Annotated in this window: 13 protein-coding genes; 6 read left to right on the top strand and 7 right to left on the bottom strand. The window is 71.2% G+C overall.

Annotated elements, in window-relative coordinates; translation table 11 throughout:
- Positions 1-129: 129 nt before the first annotated feature.
- Together ABUL08_RS28395 and ABUL08_RS28400 are read left to right on the top strand one after the other, a co-directional pair.
- The gene (locus ABUL08_RS28395; protein WP_350933098.1) at positions 130-1,053 is read left to right on the top strand and encodes a VOC family protein; all 924 of its coding nucleotides are present in this window, start codon (positions 130-132) and stop codon (positions 1,051-1,053) included.
- Between the two features lie 31 nt (positions 1,054-1,084).
- Positions 1,085-2,638: a 4-hydroxyphenylacetate 3-hydroxylase N-terminal domain-containing protein gene (locus ABUL08_RS28400; protein ID WP_350933099.1), complete on the top strand. Its 1,554-nt coding sequence runs from the start codon at positions 1,085-1,087 to the stop codon at positions 2,636-2,638.
- 53 nt (positions 2,639-2,691) lie between these two features.
- Here ABUL08_RS28400 and ABUL08_RS28405 read toward each other — a convergent pair whose 3' ends face one another.
- Together ABUL08_RS28405 and ABUL08_RS28410 are read right to left on the bottom strand one after the other, a co-directional pair.
- The gene (locus ABUL08_RS28405) at positions 2,692-3,348 is read right to left on the bottom strand and encodes a DUF899 domain-containing protein (protein ID WP_350933100.1); all 657 of its coding nucleotides are present in this window, start codon (positions 3,346-3,348) and stop codon (positions 2,692-2,694) included.
- Positions 3,349-3,393: 45 nt separating this feature from the next.
- Complete coding sequence (locus ABUL08_RS28410) at positions 3,394-5,409, bottom strand: MMPL family transporter (protein WP_350933102.1); 2,016 nt, start codon at positions 5,407-5,409, stop codon at positions 3,394-3,396.
- A 539-nt stretch (positions 5,410-5,948) separates the two neighbouring features.
- Between ABUL08_RS28410 and ABUL08_RS28415 the strand changes: the two genes are divergently transcribed.
- The 3 genes from ABUL08_RS28415 (at position 5,949) to ABUL08_RS28425 (ending at position 7,780) form a co-directional block, all read left to right on the top strand.
- Positions 5,949-6,743 (top strand): AraC family transcriptional regulator, encoded by a 795-nt coding sequence (locus ABUL08_RS28415; RefSeq protein WP_350933103.1) that lies wholly within the window; start codon positions 5,949-5,951, stop codon positions 6,741-6,743.
- Between the two features lie 129 nt (positions 6,744-6,872).
- Complete coding sequence (locus ABUL08_RS28420; protein ID WP_350933104.1) at positions 6,873-7,316, top strand: SCP2 sterol-binding domain-containing protein; 444 nt, start codon at positions 6,873-6,875, stop codon at positions 7,314-7,316.
- A 38-nt stretch (positions 7,317-7,354) separates the two neighbouring features.
- Entirely contained in the window at positions 7,355-7,780 is a 426-nt protein-coding gene (locus tag ABUL08_RS28425; protein WP_350933105.1) for an SgcJ/EcaC family oxidoreductase, read from the top strand.
- 63 nt (positions 7,781-7,843) lie between these two features.
- Here ABUL08_RS28425 and ABUL08_RS28430 read toward each other — a convergent pair whose 3' ends face one another.
- Positions 7,844-8,467 carry a MerR family transcriptional regulator gene (locus ABUL08_RS28430; RefSeq protein ID WP_350933106.1) on the bottom strand — a complete coding sequence of 208 codons (624 nt, stop codon included), beginning with the start codon at positions 8,465-8,467 and terminating at the stop codon, positions 7,844-7,846.
- Between the two features lie 223 nt (positions 8,468-8,690).
- A complete protein-coding gene (locus ABUL08_RS28435; protein WP_350933107.1) occupies positions 8,691-9,878 on the bottom strand; it encodes an acyl-CoA dehydrogenase family protein in 1,188 nt (395 codons plus the stop codon).
- Positions 9,879-10,115: 237 nt separating this feature from the next.
- Between ABUL08_RS28435 and ABUL08_RS28440 the strand changes: the two genes are divergently transcribed.
- Complete coding sequence (locus ABUL08_RS28440; protein ID WP_350933108.1) at positions 10,116-11,456, top strand: FAD-dependent oxidoreductase; 1,341 nt, start codon at positions 10,116-10,118, stop codon at positions 11,454-11,456.
- Between the two features lie 64 nt (positions 11,457-11,520).
- Here ABUL08_RS28440 and ABUL08_RS28445 read toward each other — a convergent pair whose 3' ends face one another.
- The 3 genes from ABUL08_RS28445 to ABUL08_RS28455 form a co-directional block, all read right to left on the bottom strand.
- The gene (locus ABUL08_RS28445) at positions 11,521-12,759 is read right to left on the bottom strand and encodes a cytochrome P450 family protein (RefSeq protein ID WP_350933109.1); all 1,239 of its coding nucleotides are present in this window, start codon (positions 12,757-12,759) and stop codon (positions 11,521-11,523) included.
- A 21-nt stretch (positions 12,760-12,780) separates the two neighbouring features.
- Positions 12,781-14,556 carry a non-ribosomal peptide synthetase gene (locus ABUL08_RS28450; protein WP_350933111.1) on the bottom strand — a complete coding sequence of 592 codons (1,776 nt, stop codon included), beginning with the start codon at positions 14,554-14,556 and terminating at the stop codon, positions 12,781-12,783.
- Positions 14,557-14,731: 175 nt separating this feature from the next.
- The gene (locus ABUL08_RS28455) at positions 14,732-15,805 is read right to left on the bottom strand and encodes a carboxymuconolactone decarboxylase family protein (RefSeq protein ID WP_350933112.1); all 1,074 of its coding nucleotides are present in this window, start codon (positions 15,803-15,805) and stop codon (positions 14,732-14,734) included.
- Between the last annotated feature and the right edge of the window lie 22 nt (positions 15,806-15,827).

A 15,827-nucleotide genomic window follows, 5' to 3' on the forward strand; every position in this document is an offset into this window, starting at 1 on the left:
TTTGTTTCCCTCTCCTAAATTGCGCACCTTTATCGAGCCGTTCGGGACACCCATTCACGCCGGTAATATCGGCGTTATCGAGGCACTTTCCGTCTCGTTGTCTCCCGCAACAGATCGGAGGTGCGTGCCATGGGAACGCACAGGATGTCCTCCGTCACGGTGGGGGTGCCGAACCTCGCCGAAACCAGCGCCTATTACGCCGAATTCGGGCTCACGCCGGTCGGTGCCGGCTGGTTCGCCACCTCGGAGGGCGGCCCGCAGTTGCGACTGGTGTCGTCGCCGCTACGCCGACTCGTCGGTTTCGTGATCGGGGTCGATGACGAGGACGACCTGGCCCGCGCGGAATCGCGTTTCCGGCGTATCGAGGTGCCGGCGCACCGCGCGGGGGACCGGTTGATCACGGTCGACCCGGCCTCGGGCACGGAGGTGACGCTCCGTATCGAGCCGCGGCGGCCGCTCGCGTACGTGCCGCCGCCCCTCTACAACGGACCGGGCCGCCCCGACCGGATCGGCACCCGGGCGCCCGGCATCATGCGCCCCGGCCCGGTACGCCCCCGCGCGCTCGGCCACGTGGTGCTCGGCACGGTCGACTGGCCGATGTCGCTGCGCTACTTCACCGAGGGCATCGGCTTCAAGGTCAGCGACCTCGTCAAGGAGGCCGGCGCGTTCCTGCGGGTCACCAAGGAACACCACAATCTGCTGCTGCTCAAGACTCCGGTCAACTTCCTGCACCACACCTCGTGGCAGGTCGCCGACGTCGACGAGGTCGGCCGGGGCGCCATGCAGATGCTGCAGGACAATCCGGAGCGCCACGTCTGGGGCCTGGGCCGACACCACGTCGGCTCGAATTTCTTCTGGTATCTCAAGGACCCGGCCGGCAATTTCTCGGAGTACTACGCCGACACCGACTGCATCGTCGACGACCAGCTCTGGAAGCCGGAGACGTTCGAGGGCGTGCTCGGCCTGTACAGCTGGGGGCCGCCACCGCCCCCCTCGTTCATCCGCCCGGACGACCTGGCCGCGCTGATGACCGGCGCACACAGCTCACGGTGACCGCCGTACCGACCCGAGGAAGGGACCCCTGGTGCCCGACGATCCGACGCCGACCCGGCCGCTGACCGGCGACGAATACCTGGAGAGCATCCGTGACGGACGCGAGATCTACCTGTACGGGGAGCGCGTCAAGGACGTGACCACCCATCCGGCCTTCCACAACCCGGCCCGGATGACCGCCCGCCAGTACGACGCCCTGCACGACCCGGCCCGCCGGGACGTCCTCACCGCACCCACCGACACGGGGAAGCCCGGCTACACCCACCGGTTCTTCCTCACGCCGCACAGCGCCGAGGACCTGATCGCCGACCAGCGGGCCATCGCCGAGTGGGCGCGGATGAGCTACGGGTTCATGGGGCGCAGCCCCGACTACAAGGCGTCGTTCCTGGGTACCCTCGGCGCGAACTCCGACTTCTACCGGCCGTTCGAGGAGAACGCCCGCCGCTGGTACCGGGAGTCGCAGGAGAAGGTGCTGTTCTGGAACCACGCCCTGGTGCACCCGCCGGTCGACCGCAGCCTGCCGCCCGACCAGGTCGGCGACGTCTTCGTGCACGTCGAGAAGGAGACCGACGCGGGGCTGGTGGTCAGTGGCGCCAAGGTGGTGGCCACGAGTTCGGCCCTGACCCACTACAACTTCCTGGCGCACTCCGGCCTGCCGATCAAGGACAGGAAGTTCGCCCTGGTCGCCACGGTGCCGATGGACGCGCCGGGGATGAAGCTGATCTGCCGCCCGTCCTACACCGCCACGGCCGCGGTGATGGGCACCCCGTACGACTATCCGCTGTCGTCCCGGATGGACGAGAACGACAGCATCCTCGTGCTGGACCAGGTGCTGATCCCGTGGGAGAACGTCTTCATCTACGGCGATCTGGGCAAGGTGTCGCGCTTCACCGGCTACTCCGGCTTCAACGAGCGGGCGATGTTCCACGGCTGCACCCGGCTCGCCGTCAAGCTGGAGTTCCTCGCCGGCATGCTGCTCAAGGCCCTGGAGATCACCGGCACGCACGAGTTCCGGGGCGTGCAGACCCGGCTGGGGGAGGTGATGGCCTGGCGCAACCTGTTCTGGGCCCTCTCCGACGCGGCGGCGCGCAACCCGGTGCCGTGGAAGAACGGCGCCGTCCTGCCGAACCCGCAGTACGGCATGGCGTACCGGTGGTTCATGCAGCTCGGCTACCCGCGGATCCGGGAGATCATCCTCCAGGACGTGGCGAGTGGGCTGATCTACGTCAACTCCAGCAGCCGCGACTTCCAGAATCCGGAGATCCGCCCCTACCTCGACAAGTACGTGCGCGGGTCGGGCGGGGTGGAGGCCGTCGACCGGGTGAAGCTGATGAAGCTGCTCTGGGACGCGGTGGGCACCGAGTTCGGCGGCCGGCACGAGCTCTACGAGCGCAACTACTCCGGCAACCACGAGAACACCCGGGTGGAGCTGCTGATGTCGCAGCTGGTCTCCGGCGACGCGGACCGGTACAAGTCGTTCGTCGACGACTGCCTCGCCGAGTACGACCTGGACGGCTGGACGGTGCCGGACCTGGCGAACTTCTCCGACCTGCGACGGATCCGGGACGACCTGCTCAACCAGTGACCGCACGAGGGAAGGGCCCGGCTGCGAGAGCCGGGCCCTTCGTCGTACGCGGATCAGTTGTCGTACTCGTCGTGGTAGCGGAGCCACGACTGCGTCCACGACAGCCCCTCCTCCTGCCGCCCGAGGGCGGTCAGGTCGAGGTAGTTGTAGGTGCCGTTGAGCAGGTCGCTGCCGCGCTGGTGCGTCGAGTACGTGTGGAAGACCCGGTCCCCGTCGCGCAGGAACGCGCTGATCCCCGGGGGGAGCGGCTTGTCGGCGCCGTCCATGGTGACCCAGAGGTCGCGGTAGAAGTCGCTGCCCTGCGACGACGTCCACGGCAGCCGCTGCCACCCCATCCGCTCGACGACCGGCTCGATCTTGGCGAGCGGCTCCGGGCAGTCGATGACGAACGAGGTGTTCCGGGCGTGCAGGTGGGCCAGGTGACCGATGCTGTCGATCCAGAAGGAGCAGCTGAGGCAGAAGGAACCCGGGTCCTTGAACGGCATGGCGTGGTAGACGATGAGCTGCCGCCGCCCCTCGAAGAGGTCGAGCAGGCTCTTCTTCCCCTGTGCGGTGTCGAAGACGTACTCCTTCTCCATCGCGACCATCGGCAGACGCCGGCGTGCCGCGTTGACCTCGTCGCGGGCCCGGGTCAGTTCCTTCTCGGTCGCCAGGAACCGTTTCCGGGCGACCAGCCACTCCTCGCGCGACACCACATCGGGCAAGCTCACCACGACCTCCGCAACGTCAGGATCGAGCGGTGGACACCGCCTCTGTCAGCTTCGACCCGCTGGCACCGGCATGTCTTCTTCAGCCGTGCGGGCCGGTGCCGCCGGCCACCACAGCCGGCGCCCCAGGTCGATGCTCAGCGCCGGTACGAGCACCGAGCGGACGACCATCGTGTCGAGCAGGACGCCCAGGGCGACCGCGAAGCCGAGTTCGGCGAAGAAGACCAACGGCAGGGTGGCGAGCGCGGCGAAGGTGCCGGCGAGCACCAGACCGGCGGAGGTGATGACGCCGCCGGTGCTGGTGAGTGCCCGTTTGACGCTCTCGGTCGGATCGTGGCCGGCCGCCTCCTCGCGGACCCGGGTCATCAGGAAGATGTTGTAGTCCACGCCGAGGGCGACGAGGAAGACGAACACGAAGAGCGGGAACGAGGTGTCCGCGGCGGTGAAGCCGAAGACGTGCCGGAACACCAGGGTGCTCACCCCGAGGGCCGCGCCGAAGGAGAGCACCACCGTGGCGATGAGCATGACCGGCGCCACCACGGCCCGCAGCAGCAGGCCCAGGATGATCAGCACGACCAGCAGGACCAGCGGGATGATCAGTCGGTTGTCCCGCGCGCTCGCCTCGCTGACGTCGAGAGCCGTCGCGGTGTTGCCGCCGGTGATCGCGTCCGCGCCGGGCACGGCGTGCACCGCGTCGCGGACCCGTTTCACCGTGTCGGTCGCCGCGTCGCTGTCCGGCTGACTCTTCAGGGTGCCCTGGAGCATCACCCGGTCGCCGTGGAGCTGCGGCTCGCCGACCTGGGCGATGCCGTCGGTGCCCTGGAACGCCGCGGTGAGCTGCGGGGCCGCCGAGGCGTTGCCGATGACCACGACCGGCTGGCCCTGGCCGGCCTCGAAGTGACGGGCCAGGGTCTCCTGGGCGGTGACGCCGGCCGGCTTCTTCACGAATGCGTTCTCGGCGGCGAAGCCGTGCGCGTCGAGCTGCACCACGCCGAGGGTGAGGACGGCCAGCACCAGCGCGATGGCGATCCACGCGGGGCGGGGCCGGCGGGCGACGGCGTCGGCGATCCGGGCCCAGAGGCCGCGGGAGTGGTCGGGGACGACGCCCGCCTTGGGGCGTACCGGCCAGAACAGCCACCGTCCGAAGATCACCAGCAGCGCCGGTAGCAGCGTCATCATCGCGATCAGGCCGACCGTGATGCCGATGGCGACCACCGGGCCGAGGCCGCGCGTCGAGCTCATCTGCGCGACGACGAGGCAGAGCAGGCCGATCGCGACAGTGCCGGCGCTGGCGACGATGGCCGGGCCGGCCTGCCGGAGGGCGACCGACATGGCGACGTGCCGGTCCTCGTGCCGGGTCAGCTCCTCGCGGTACCGGGCGATCAGCAGCAGCGCGTAGTCGGTGGCGGCGCCGAAGACCAGCACGGTGAGGATGCCCGCGCCCTGGCCGGAGACGGTCAGACCGGCGTGCTTCGCGAGCAGGTAGATCACCGCCTGCGAACTCATCAGGGCGAGACCGGCCGAGACCACCGGGAGCAGCCAGAGGAACGGGCTGCGATAGGTGAACAACAGGATGACCACCACCACGGCGACCGTGGCGATCGTCAGGGTGGCGTCGATGCCGTCGAAGGCGTCGGCCTGGTCGGCGAAGATCGCGGCGGGGCCGGCGACGACCACGGTGAGCTGGTCGCCGCCCTTGCCGACCACGTCCCGGATGGCGTCGACCCGGGTGGCGCTCTGGCTCCACCCGTCGCCCGCCATGCTGAGCGGGACGATGACCTGCAACGCCTTGCCGTCCTTGGCCGGTACGGGTGGCGACACCGGCCCGGCGAGGCCCTCGACCCCGCCGAGCCGCTGGGCGTCGGCCGCCGCCCGTTCCTGGTCGGCGGGGGTGATGCCGCTCGTCCGCTCGTAGACCACGATGGCCGGGGCGGCCTTCTGGCCCTGGAAGGTCGGCATCTCGTCGAGGACCTTGGCGGCCTCCGACCGGTCGGGCAGCCACTGCTCCGACTCGTTCTTCTGAATGTCGCCGACCTTGCCGGCCAGCGGTCCGGCCAGGACCACCAAGATCAGCCAGGCCGCGAGGACGACCCACTTCGTGGCCCGCCCACAAACCAGGCGTGCCCAACCACTCACGCGATCCACGTCGTCTCCAGCGAAGTTCCGTCGGTGTCCGGTGCCGACCCGCGGCGTCCGTGGGTGGGTACCGGGCTGTCGTACAACCGACGAGTGGGGCACCGCCAGACCGACAGCTACGGCAGAAACCTCCCGAACTTCGCGGGTACGCCGTGCGGACAGTGACGGCGCAGCCCCCGCCGGACGGCTTGGCTTAGCTGAAAAAAGCGGGATATGCCTGATTAAGTCGCCGGTCGGAATTGGATAGTAACTATTTCTACTTTCGTTGCCGAGCGGGCCGAGAGCCATTCACGAACGGCTTTGAAAGGTATTGCGGGTGCCGAGTCCGTCCGGGTAGCCTTCCACGCAGGGAGATCAGGGGGTCACTCTCCGTGAACGGATGAGGTGTCCCCGACAATTCACGAAACGGTAATAGAGCCGTAGCGTAAATCCCTTCGCTGTCCGTTCTGTCCTGGGGGAGTGCAATCATGGACGAATCCACGAGTCGAGCGGTCCATCGTGCTATTGCTGCAATGGAGGAGAATCTGTCGGAACCCATCACGGTCGACGATATGGCGCGAGCGGCGTTGTTCAGTAAATTCCACTTCTCCCGCGTCTTCCATCGTGCGACGGGGGTTTCCCCGGGCCGTTTCCTGTCCGCACTGCGGCTGCAGCGGGCCAAGGATCTGCTCGTCTCGACCACGCTCAACGTCGCGGACATCAGCCTGCGGGTGGGCTACAGCAGCGTGGGCACGTTCAGCTACCGGTTCAGCCGCAGCGTCGGCATGTCGCCGACGGCGTACCGGCGGGGGCGCGGGTACACCGACCGGCTGAGCCCGGCCAAGAGCGCCCGGCGCGACTCCGGCCGGGGCGCGCGGATCTTCGGGAAGATCACCGGTGGGTCGGTGTCCCGGTCGACGATGGTCTTCATCGGCCTCTTCCAGGACCGCATCCCCGAGGGCCGGCCGGTGCGGTGCGCCGCGCTGGAGCTGCCGGCCGTCTACGACTTCACGGCGGTGCCGCCCGGCACCTGGTGGGTCCTGGCGCAGGCGGTGACCGCGGATCCGCGTCCGGTGTGGGACGCGGCCGGCGGCCGGGACGAGGTCAGTGTCGCCACCTACGGGCCGTTCACCGTCACCCACGACGACGTGCTCCAGGTGGAGGTCGCCCTGGAACCCGCACAGGCGCTCGACCCGCCGGTGCTGCTCGCGCTGACGGACGCGCGCAAGGAGGCGCTCGCCCGGGTCGCGGCCGCGGAGCGGTCGACCGTCACGGCGGCCTGACCGGCGCCGGACCGCCACAGCCGCGCACTCTCGGAGTGGAGCGACGGCGCCACGGTGGCGACGATCGACGGACGGGTGCGACGACGTCGTCGCACCTCCGCCGCATCGCCGCCACCGGAGGAGCCGACGATGGACCACAGTGATCCGAGCACGATGGACCTCCTGGCGTTCGGCCGCTACGTCGCCGGCGCCTCCGCCGCGGAGCTGGGTCGGCTGGTTCAGGGGGACGGGCGTACCGCCCTGCTGGACCGGTTGTTCCACAGCATGCCCGACGTGTTCCGGGCCGACCGCGCGGGCAACCTGAAGGCGGTCATCCACTGGCACGTCGGCGACCGCGTCGACGGGGGCGCCGACCACTACGAGATGGTGATCGCCGACGGCCGGTGCGTCGTCTCGCCGGCCCCCACCGGCCGCCCCGACCTCACCCTCACCCTCGGCGCGGTCTCCTACCTGCAGCTGGTCACCGCCAACGCGCACGCGGTGGCGCTGGTCGTCCGGGGTCGGTTGCGCACCAGGGGCGACCTGGCGCTGACCGCGAAGTTCCCGAGCCTCTTCGATCCGCCCAAGCCGTGACCGGTGGTCCGGCGTCATCCCGTTCGGAAGGTGCAACCATGACCACGAGTTCCTCCGTGCAGAGCCCCATCTCCGGCCAGGACCAGGCGGCGGTCGCCGCCGTGCCGGCGCGCATGATCGAGACCTGGGCGGCGCACGACGCCGACGGCTTCGCCGACCTCTTCGTCGAGGACGGCACGATGATCCTCCCCGGCCTCTACCGCAAGGGCCGGGACGAGATCAGGGCCTTCATGGCCGCCGCCTTCGCCGGGCACTACCAGGGCACCCGGGTGACCGGTACGCCGCTGGAGATCAAGCCCCTCTCCGGCGACGCGGTCGCCCTCATCACCGAGGGGGGTGTCATCCGGGCCGGCGCCGATGAGCTGGCCGACAGCGACGCCATCCGGGCCTCCTGGATCCTCGTCCGACGGGGTGACGGCTGGAAGCTCGCCGTCTACCAGAACGGCCCGCGCGACCCGAAGTAGAACGGAGCACGCATCGGGCGGGTCCGCGTCGCGGGCCCGCCCGATCGTCGTCTCCCAGGGTCCTCAGGCGGCCCGGAAGCGCTGTGCCGCCTGATGCTCCTGGGCCAGCCGGCGCAGCGAGCTGAGCACCTCGCCGAAGAGCACCGCCCGCAGCACGGCCGCCGCCCGGTCGGTCTTCATCCCGTCCGAGGGCAGCAGGTCCATCTCCTGCTCGGCGAGCTCGGCGGCGGCCCGCGCGTGCGGCAGGAAGAAATCCATCCCGTCGGCGCCGCCGAGGCTCCGCAGGGTGCCCATCATCGCCACGATGTGCTGGCGGGCCGGTGAGTCCGGGTCCCAGCCGAGCGTCTCGAAGAAGCGGTCGACGTCCTCGCGTACGGGCTCCTCGGCGACGATCTCGTCGATCACCGGGTCGTGGGCGCAGATGGTGCGGTTGACGATCGCGTACAGCTCGGCGAGGGGCAGGTCGTCGTCGGCGATCGCCTCGAGCAGGGTGCGTACGGAGGCGAGGCCGAGCCCGCCGACCGTGGTCAGCGCCCGGATGAGCTGCAGTCGGCGCAAATGGCATTCCGAGTAAACTGCCTGGTTGCGCGCGGTGAGTCTACCGGGGGGTAGAAGTCCTTCTCTGATATAGAACTTGATCGTGGCTGTGGACATGCCAGTCTGTCGGCTCAGGTCCGAGATCCGCATCAAGCTCCCTCGCTGAGGTCCGGGCTCGAGCGGCCGAAGCCGCACCAGTCCAAGATGCAACTCTTAGGATCTTCATGCAATACCCACGCCGCGACAATTCAATGACGTCGAATCCTATGGTTATAAAAAGTCCGCTTTTCATGGACGGCACGGTTTTCGCCGGTTTGTCGGCGCTCCGGGCCGGAAAAAGCCGGCGCCGCGGATTCGCGGCGCCGGCCACCGGCTAGAAGTACAACGTATTGGGGGCCAGCCCGCAGAGAATGCGGCCGTACAGCTCGTCGTTGGTGTCGGGGTGCATCAGGCCGTGCAGGTTCACGGCGTGGATGTCGCGGACCAGCCGCTGGATCGGCACCGAGGTGTAGATGGACGAGCCGCCGCTGGCCGTGCCGAAGACGTCCACGGCGGACTTCGCCAGCCGGACCGCCCGGCCCATCCCGGCCCGCGCCCGGGCCCGCTCCTCGGGCGTCCAGGCCGAGCCGTCGGCGCCCTTGCCGTCCACCAGGTCGGCGACCGACCGGGCGTGGAACCCGACCTCGTCGATCAGCAGGGAACCCTCGGCGACCTGGAGGTGGGTGATCGGCGCGTCGTGCTGGTTGTCGTACGCCGTGTAGGTGATCTTCCGGCCGGGGAGCCGGTCGAGGAACTCCCGCTTCGCCGCCCGGGCCAGGCCCCACACCGGACCGACCGACAGCGCCGAGGCGGTCGGCAGCAGCGGCGTGCGGTAGACCGGGGAGGCGGCGTTCGTGGCGGAGGCGTACTGCTCGGCGAGGACCAGCGGCAGCGGCAGGATCCGCTGCGCGGGCACGAAGACGTTCTCCGCCGCCGTGCTGACGCTGCCGGTGCCGCGCAGCCCGGAGGTCTCCCAGTCGTCGATGATCTGCAGCTCGCTCATCGGCACCACGGTCATGATCGGCCAGAACTCGCCGGGCGGGCTCGGGGCCGGCGCGACCGCCACGATCACCTGCCAGGTGGCGTGCTGGGCGCCGCTGATGAACCCCCACTTGCCGCTGAGCATCATGCCGCCCTCGACCGGCATGCACATGCCGGTGGGGCTGAGCGTGCCGCAGAGCCGGGCGTCGCCGTTGCCGAAGACCTCGTCCTGCACCTCGTCCGGCAGGAGCGACGTCATGAAGGTGGTGATCGCGTTGACCCCGCCGATCCAGGCGGCCGACGGGTCGCCCTCGGCGACCTGGCCCAGCACCTCCACGGCGGTCCGGGTGCCGGCCTCGTAGCCGCCGTAGCGGGCCGGCAGCATCAGCCGGAAGACGCCGGCCTCGGTCAGCGCCTCCACCGTCTCCTCGTGCAGGCGGCGGTTCTGCTCGCCCCACGCGATGTTCGCCCTCAGCGTCGGCCCGATCGCCGACGCACGTTCCACCAACTCGGTACGCGAGGGAAGCTGGGTGACATCCATCGGAGGTTCTCCTTCGCTCGTGGCTGTCCGGCGGGGCGTCACCGCCGCCGCGCACAGGCTCGCACGCGCCATGACGGCGCTCATCTTCCGAAATGCCGACCCGTCCCGCCGGCGCTCGGCCCGGGCCAGGCCACCGCCGGCGGAGCGCAATCGCGGAGATGGTCCTCGATGGGCACCGATGAGACGGTCGAGGTTGAGCTGTCTGACCCCACGATAGGGAAACAGGAGGGAACCGCGATGGAGGTTCTTCCGGAGGACCGCGTCGTCGTACTGGGCGGGAGTATGGCCGGGCTGCTGGCCGCGCGGGTCCTGGCGGACGCGTACGCCGAGGTGGTCGTCGTCGATCGCGACAAGATCGTCGGCGTCACCACCGCGCGCCGCGGCGTCCCTCAGGGACGGCACGTGCACGGCCTGCTGGCCCGCGGCCAGCAGGTGCTGGAGGAGTTGTTCCCCGGCTTCACCGACGACGCGATCGCCGCCGGGGTGCCCACCGGCGACCTCGGCGAGCTGCGCTGGTTCTTCAACGGCCAACGGCTGCGCAAAGGCACCACCGGGCTGATCTGCGTCTCGACGGACCGGCCGGTGCTGGAGGGGATGGTCCGGGCCCGGGTCGCCGCGCTGCCCAACGTGCGCTTCGTGGAGAGCACCGACGTGGTGGGGCTGGTCGCCACCCCGGACGCGGCACGGATCACCGGCGTCCGGGTGAGCGAGCACGCCGGCGACGGCACCGAGGAGGTCATCGAGGCCGGGCTGGTCGTCGACGCCACCGGGCGCGGCTCCCGGACGCCGGTCTGGCTGGAGGAGCTCGGCTACCAGCGGCCCGAGACCGAGAAGGTCCCGATCGACCTGACCTACACCACCCGGCACTTCCGGCTGCGGGACGAGAGCATCCTTGACGGGGACCTGTCGATCAACCCGGTCTCCACCCCGGCCCAGCCCCGCGGGGCGTTCTTCTCCCGGGTCGGTCACGGCCGGTGCATCGTCTCGCTGACCGGCGTGCTCGGCGACGCGGCCGCCCCGGACGACGAGTCCTTCATGGAGTGGACCCGCACCCTGCCGGTCTCCGACGTCTACGACGTCATCCACGACGCCGAGCCGCTGGACGACCCGGTGTCGTTCAAGTACCCGGCCAGCGTCCGCCGCCGCTACGACCTGCTGGAGCGCTTCCCCGAGCGGCTGCTGGTGGTCGGCGACGCGATGTGCAGCTTCAACCCGGTCTACGGCCAGGGCATGACGGTCGCCGCGCTGGAGGCGCTGGCGCTGCGTACGCACCTGGAGAGCGGCGTGCCGGAGCCGCTGGTGTTCTTCAAGGACATCTCCGCCGTGATCGACGTGCCGTGGCAGATCTCGGCCGGCGCCGACCTGGACTTCGCCGAGGTGCCCGGCCCCCGGCCGCCGGAGCTGCAGATGATGAACTCCTACATGTCGCTGCTCCAGTCCGCGGCGACCCGGGACGGCGAGGTGACCCGGACGTTCATGCGGGTGGCCGGCCTGGTCGACCCGCCCACCGCGCTGATGAGCCCGGACATGATCTACCGGGTGCTCAAGCACGGCACGCCCCGGCCGCAGGCCGCCTGACCGCACACGAGAACGGCGGTGCGCTGATGCGCACCGCCGATTTCGCGTACCGGCCCGGGTCGTCTCAGACGGCCGCCGGCACCTTGGTCAGCCGGACCGGCAGGGTCCGGTGGCCGTTCATGATGAACGTCGGCAGCGGCTGGAGCTCCTCCGGCGGGACCCCCAGGGACAGGTCGGGGAAGCGCGCGAAGAGACGCGACAGGCCGGTCTCGGCGATCAGCCGGGCCACCCCCGCACCCAGGCAGTAGTGCGGGCCGTGCCCGAAGGAGAGGTGCTCCTTGTCCGGGCGGGAGATGTCGAAGACGTCCGCGTCCGACCCGTGCAGGGCCGGGTCCCGCCCGACCGCGCTGTAGTTGACGAGGATCGGGTCACCCTTCGGGATCACCACGCCGTCGACCTCGACGTCCTCCACCGCGTACCGCAGGGGCAGGTGGGCGAGCGGGGACTCGGTGCGCAGCACCTCGTCCGTCACGTCGTCCCAGGAGCGCTGGCCCGAGAGCACCAGGTCGAGCTGCTCGGGGTGGGTCAGCAGCGCGGTGACCGCGTTGTCCAGGAAGTTGATGGTGGTCTCCGAGCCGGCGCCGAGGATGGCGAAGATGGTGTCGGTCAGCTCCTGCTCGCTGAGCGCCGAGCCGTCCTCGTCGCGGGCCGCGATCAGGTCGCTGGTGATGTCCTCGCCCGGGTTGCGGCGCTTCTCCTCGATCAGCTCCAGCATCGCCGAGCGCCAGCCGGCCAGCACCGCCTGGGCCTGCTCCGGGGTGACCGTCGTGTCGACCATCATGTCGATCACCTTGGCGGTACGCGCCCGGGCGGTCTCCGACATGCCGATCAGGTCGGCGACCAGCCGGGCCGGCAGCGGATAGGCGAACTTCTCCCGCAGGTCGACGATCTCGCCCGGCCCGGCGGTGGCCATGCCGTCGAGCAGCTCGTCGGTCAACTCGATCACCCGCGGCCGGAGGCTCTCCGTACGCCGGGGGCTGAACGCCTTGCCGACCAGCCGCCGCAGCCGCACGTGGTTCTTGCCGTACGCGGTGACCATGTTGTCCATCGCGATCCAGCTGATCATCTCCCAGTCCGGCGCGATCTCACCGTTGATGAACGCCGGCCAGTGGTTGCGCGCGTTTTTGGTGACCCGCGGGTCGGACAGCACCTGCTTGATCGACTCGTAGCTGTTGAGCGACCAGGCCCTCACCCGGCCCGGCAGCTCCACCTGCACCGGACCCTCGGCGCGCAGCCTGGCCGCTTCGCCGTGGAGGTCGCGGCCCAAGGTGTCGAGTGCGAAGGGACATTTGTTCTCCTGCACGGTTCCTCCCGGCATCGTGTTCTATGAGGTGGCGACGGCACCAGCGGCCGCGCCACGGGTCTGTTCGAGCGCGATCTGCCCGGCCAGCAGGGCCGGCGTGGGGTTGTCGTAGAGCGTCTCGATGGGCAGGCGGATGCCGGTGGCCTGCTCGATCCGGATGATGATCCGGATCGCCTGCAGGGACTGGCCGGAGAGTTCGAAGAAGTCGTCGTCCAGGCCGACCGTCGGCTGACCGAGCGCCTCGGCGAAGGCCGCCGAGGTCATCTCCTCCAGCGGGCTGAGCACCGGCGCCGCCTCCTGCGACCTCGCCGCGCCGGGCTCCGGCAGGGCGGCCCGGTCGAGCTTGCCGTTGGGGGTCAGCGGCAGCTCGTCCAGCACCACGAACGCCTCCGGGACCATGTAGCCCGGCAGGGCCGTGGCCGCGTACCCGCGCAGCTCGTCGGTCCGCAGGCCGGGCTTCGTGACCACGTACGCGAGCAGCCGCTTGTCGTCCCGGTCGTCGAGGGCCCGGGCCACCACCGCGGCGTCGACGACCGCGGGATGCGCCGCGAGCACGGCCTCCACCTCGGCCGGCTCCACCCGGAAGCCACGGATCTTCACCTGGTCGTCGGCGCGGCCCAGCAGCTCCAGCGCGCCGTCGGTGGTCCACCGGCCGAGGTCGCCGGTCCGGTACATCCGGGAGCCCGGCTCGCCGAACGGGTCCGCGACGAACCGCTCCGCGGTCTGCCCGGGGCGGCCGAGATAGCCGCGGGCGATGCCCTGACCGCCCACGTAGACCTCGCCCTCGTCGGCCGGGCGCAGCCGCTCGTCGAGCAGGTGGACCCGCTTGCCGTGCAGCGCGCGCCCCACCGGCACGGTGCCGTCCGCCCGGTACGGCGCGGTGATCGGCGACTGGGTGGTGAAGAGGGTCGTCTCGGTCGCGCCGTACATGGCCCGCACGACGAGGTGCGGGTTCGCCGCCAGCACCCGGGCGACGGCCGCGCCGGAGATCACGTCGCCGCCGGTCATCACCTCGCGCAGCGGGGCCAGCAGCTCCGGGGCCTCCTGGGCGACGACCCGGAAGAGGCCGGCGGTCAGGTGCGCCACCGTGACGCCCTCCCGGGCCAGCACGTCGCCCAGCACACCGGCGGTGATCTCGCCGGGCGGGAAGAGGACGATCCGGCGGCCGTGCAGCAGGGGGACCCAGATCTCGAACGTCGACATGCCGAACGCGAAGGGCGCGATCAGCAGCGACCGGTCGTACACCTCGGAGTCCCAGGTGGGCTGGCGGATCAGGCTCAGCGCGTCGCCGTGGGTGATGGCGACGCCCTTGGGCTCACCGGTGGAGCCGGAGGTGAACATGACGTACGCGAGGTTCTCCGGGCCCACCGCCGGCGCGGCGGCGACCTCGGCCTCGGCCCCGGCGTCGGTGTCCTCGGTGGGCACGAGCAGGGTGCGGCAGCGCTCGGGCAGGCCCCGCGCGCTGGTCGTGGCGTCCGCCAGCAGCACCGGGCCGCCGAGCTGGTCCACGATCCGCTGCAACCGGGCCGCCGGGTAGGAGGTGTGCAGCGGCACGTAGTAGGCGCCGGTCCGGGCCACCGCGAGCGTGGCGACCACCAGGTCCACCGAGCGTTCCATCAGGATCGCGACCGGCACCTCGGGGCCCGCACCCAGGGCGGTGAGCCGCCGGGCCAGCGCGGCGGAGCGGCGGTCGAGGTCGGCGTACCGGAGGGTCACGTCCCCGGCGGAGAGGGCGACCGCGTCCGGATCACGCGCCACCTGCGCGGCGAAGGCGGCCGGAACGGAGGAGGGTTGCATACCGTACTCCCATCGTGTGCGAGCGTCGCGGCGAACCCGTCGGCACGCGAAGCGGTCCGTCCTCACGATCGCTTCGGCCGATGCGCCGGGTCATCTCTCTGAGTGCTGTCGGTCCGGCCCGGGCGGCGTCGTGGTCGCCCCACGCCACCGCCCGGGCCGGGTACGCGGCCGAGGGCTACGGACGCTCGCCCGCCGTGGCCACGGGAAGGCTGGCGGCCAGCCGGGCGCCCTGCGCCCGCGCCGCCGTGAACGCGGCCCACGCCGCGATCGCCAGGAGGTCCCGGTCCGCCGCGCCGTCGCGTCGCACCGCCGCCACGACCTCGTCGCCGACCCGCCACGACGAGACGCTCACCAGCAGCGCCAGCCGGGCCGCCGCCCGTTCCGCCGCCGGCACCCCGCCGAGCGCCGCCTCCAGCGCCGGCCCGGCGCCGAGCGCGAGCAGGCGGGGGTCCGGCGCGTACGCCTGGTCGCGGACCAGCTCCCGGACCGGCGCGGAGAGCACGTCCGCCCCGGCCCGGTCGATCGCGGCGCCGGCCCGGGCCAGCGCGGAGCCGAGCACCGAGTCACCGGCCCAGCCCAGGTCGGCCGGCACCGGCGCGGCGGGCAGCAGGTGCAGGACCGCGCCCGGCGCCGGCGCCCGGCGGGCGAACCGGCCCAGCACCGAGGAGGTGACGGCCCGGATCCGGGGCAGGGCGACGCGGGGCGCCGGCGGCAGCGGCGTCTCCGGCAGGAAGACGTTCACCATCCGGTTCAGGTAATGGAAGGTGAGCGCCACCCCGATCAGCCCCGGGCGCAGTGCGGCCGGGCACCGCGGCGCGCCGTCGTCGAGCCCGGACGCCCACCGGGCCAGCGCGGCGCGCCACGGATCGGCGATCCCGTCGATCCGACCGGCGGCCACCGCCGCCGCGTCGGGGTGCCGGATCAGCCCGCGCAGCGCCGCGCCGTGGATCTCCACGCAGTACGGGCACCGGTTCGCCGCCGACACCGCCGCGGCGACCACCTCCCGGTCCGGCCGCGGCGGCTCGCCCGCCACCAGCAGGGTCTCCCGCACCAGCAACCACGCCGCAGCCAGCAGGGTGGGCTCGGCGGCGTGCAGCGCCACCGGCGGTGCGAGCATCCCGAACTCGTCCTCCATCCGGGAGTACACGGCGGCCACCGTGCCGGTGGCCGCCCGGTGCCGCACCGGCGTCACGTGCCGGATCTGCGCCAGGGTGATCCCGCGGGTCACCCGGGCGAACAGGCTGGACATCGTGGTCACCGCCGTCGCCCGC

Source organism: Micromonospora sp. CCTCC AA 2012012, assembly GCF_040499845.1.
GTDB classification, from domain to species: domain Bacteria; phylum Actinomycetota; class Actinomycetes; order Mycobacteriales; family Micromonosporaceae; genus Micromonospora; species Micromonospora mangrovi.

Bases quoted from the DNA above. Each gene is read 5' to 3' on its own strand.
- ABUL08_RS28430 (WP_350933106.1), bottom strand. From the start codon at position 8,467: ATGCGGATCTCGGACCTGAGCCGACAGACTGGCATGTCCACAGCCACG.
- ABUL08_RS28425 (WP_350933105.1), top strand. From the start codon at position 7,355: ATGACCACGAGTTCCTCCGTGCAGAGCCCCATCTCCGGCCAGGACCAG.
- ABUL08_RS28455 (WP_350933112.1), bottom strand. From the start codon at position 15,805: ATGTCCAGCCTGTTCGCCCGGGTGACCCGCGGGATCACCCTGGCGCAG.
- ABUL08_RS28415 (WP_350933103.1), top strand. From the start codon at position 5,949: ATGGACGAATCCACGAGTCGAGCGGTCCATCGTGCTATTGCTGCAATG.
- ABUL08_RS28395 (WP_350933098.1), top strand. From the start codon at position 130: ATGGGAACGCACAGGATGTCCTCCGTCACGGTGGGGGTGCCGAACCTC.
- ABUL08_RS28435 (WP_350933107.1), bottom strand. From the start codon at position 9,878: ATGGATGTCACCCAGCTTCCCTCGCGTACCGAGTTGGTGGAACGTGCG.
- ABUL08_RS28420 (WP_350933104.1), top strand. From the start codon at position 6,873: ATGGACCACAGTGATCCGAGCACGATGGACCTCCTGGCGTTCGGCCGC.
- ABUL08_RS28450 (WP_350933111.1), bottom strand. From the start codon at position 14,556: ATGCAACCCTCCTCCGTTCCGGCCGCCTTCGCCGCGCAGGTGGCGCGT.
- ABUL08_RS28440 (WP_350933108.1), top strand. From the start codon at position 10,116: ATGGAGGTTCTTCCGGAGGACCGCGTCGTCGTACTGGGCGGGAGTATG.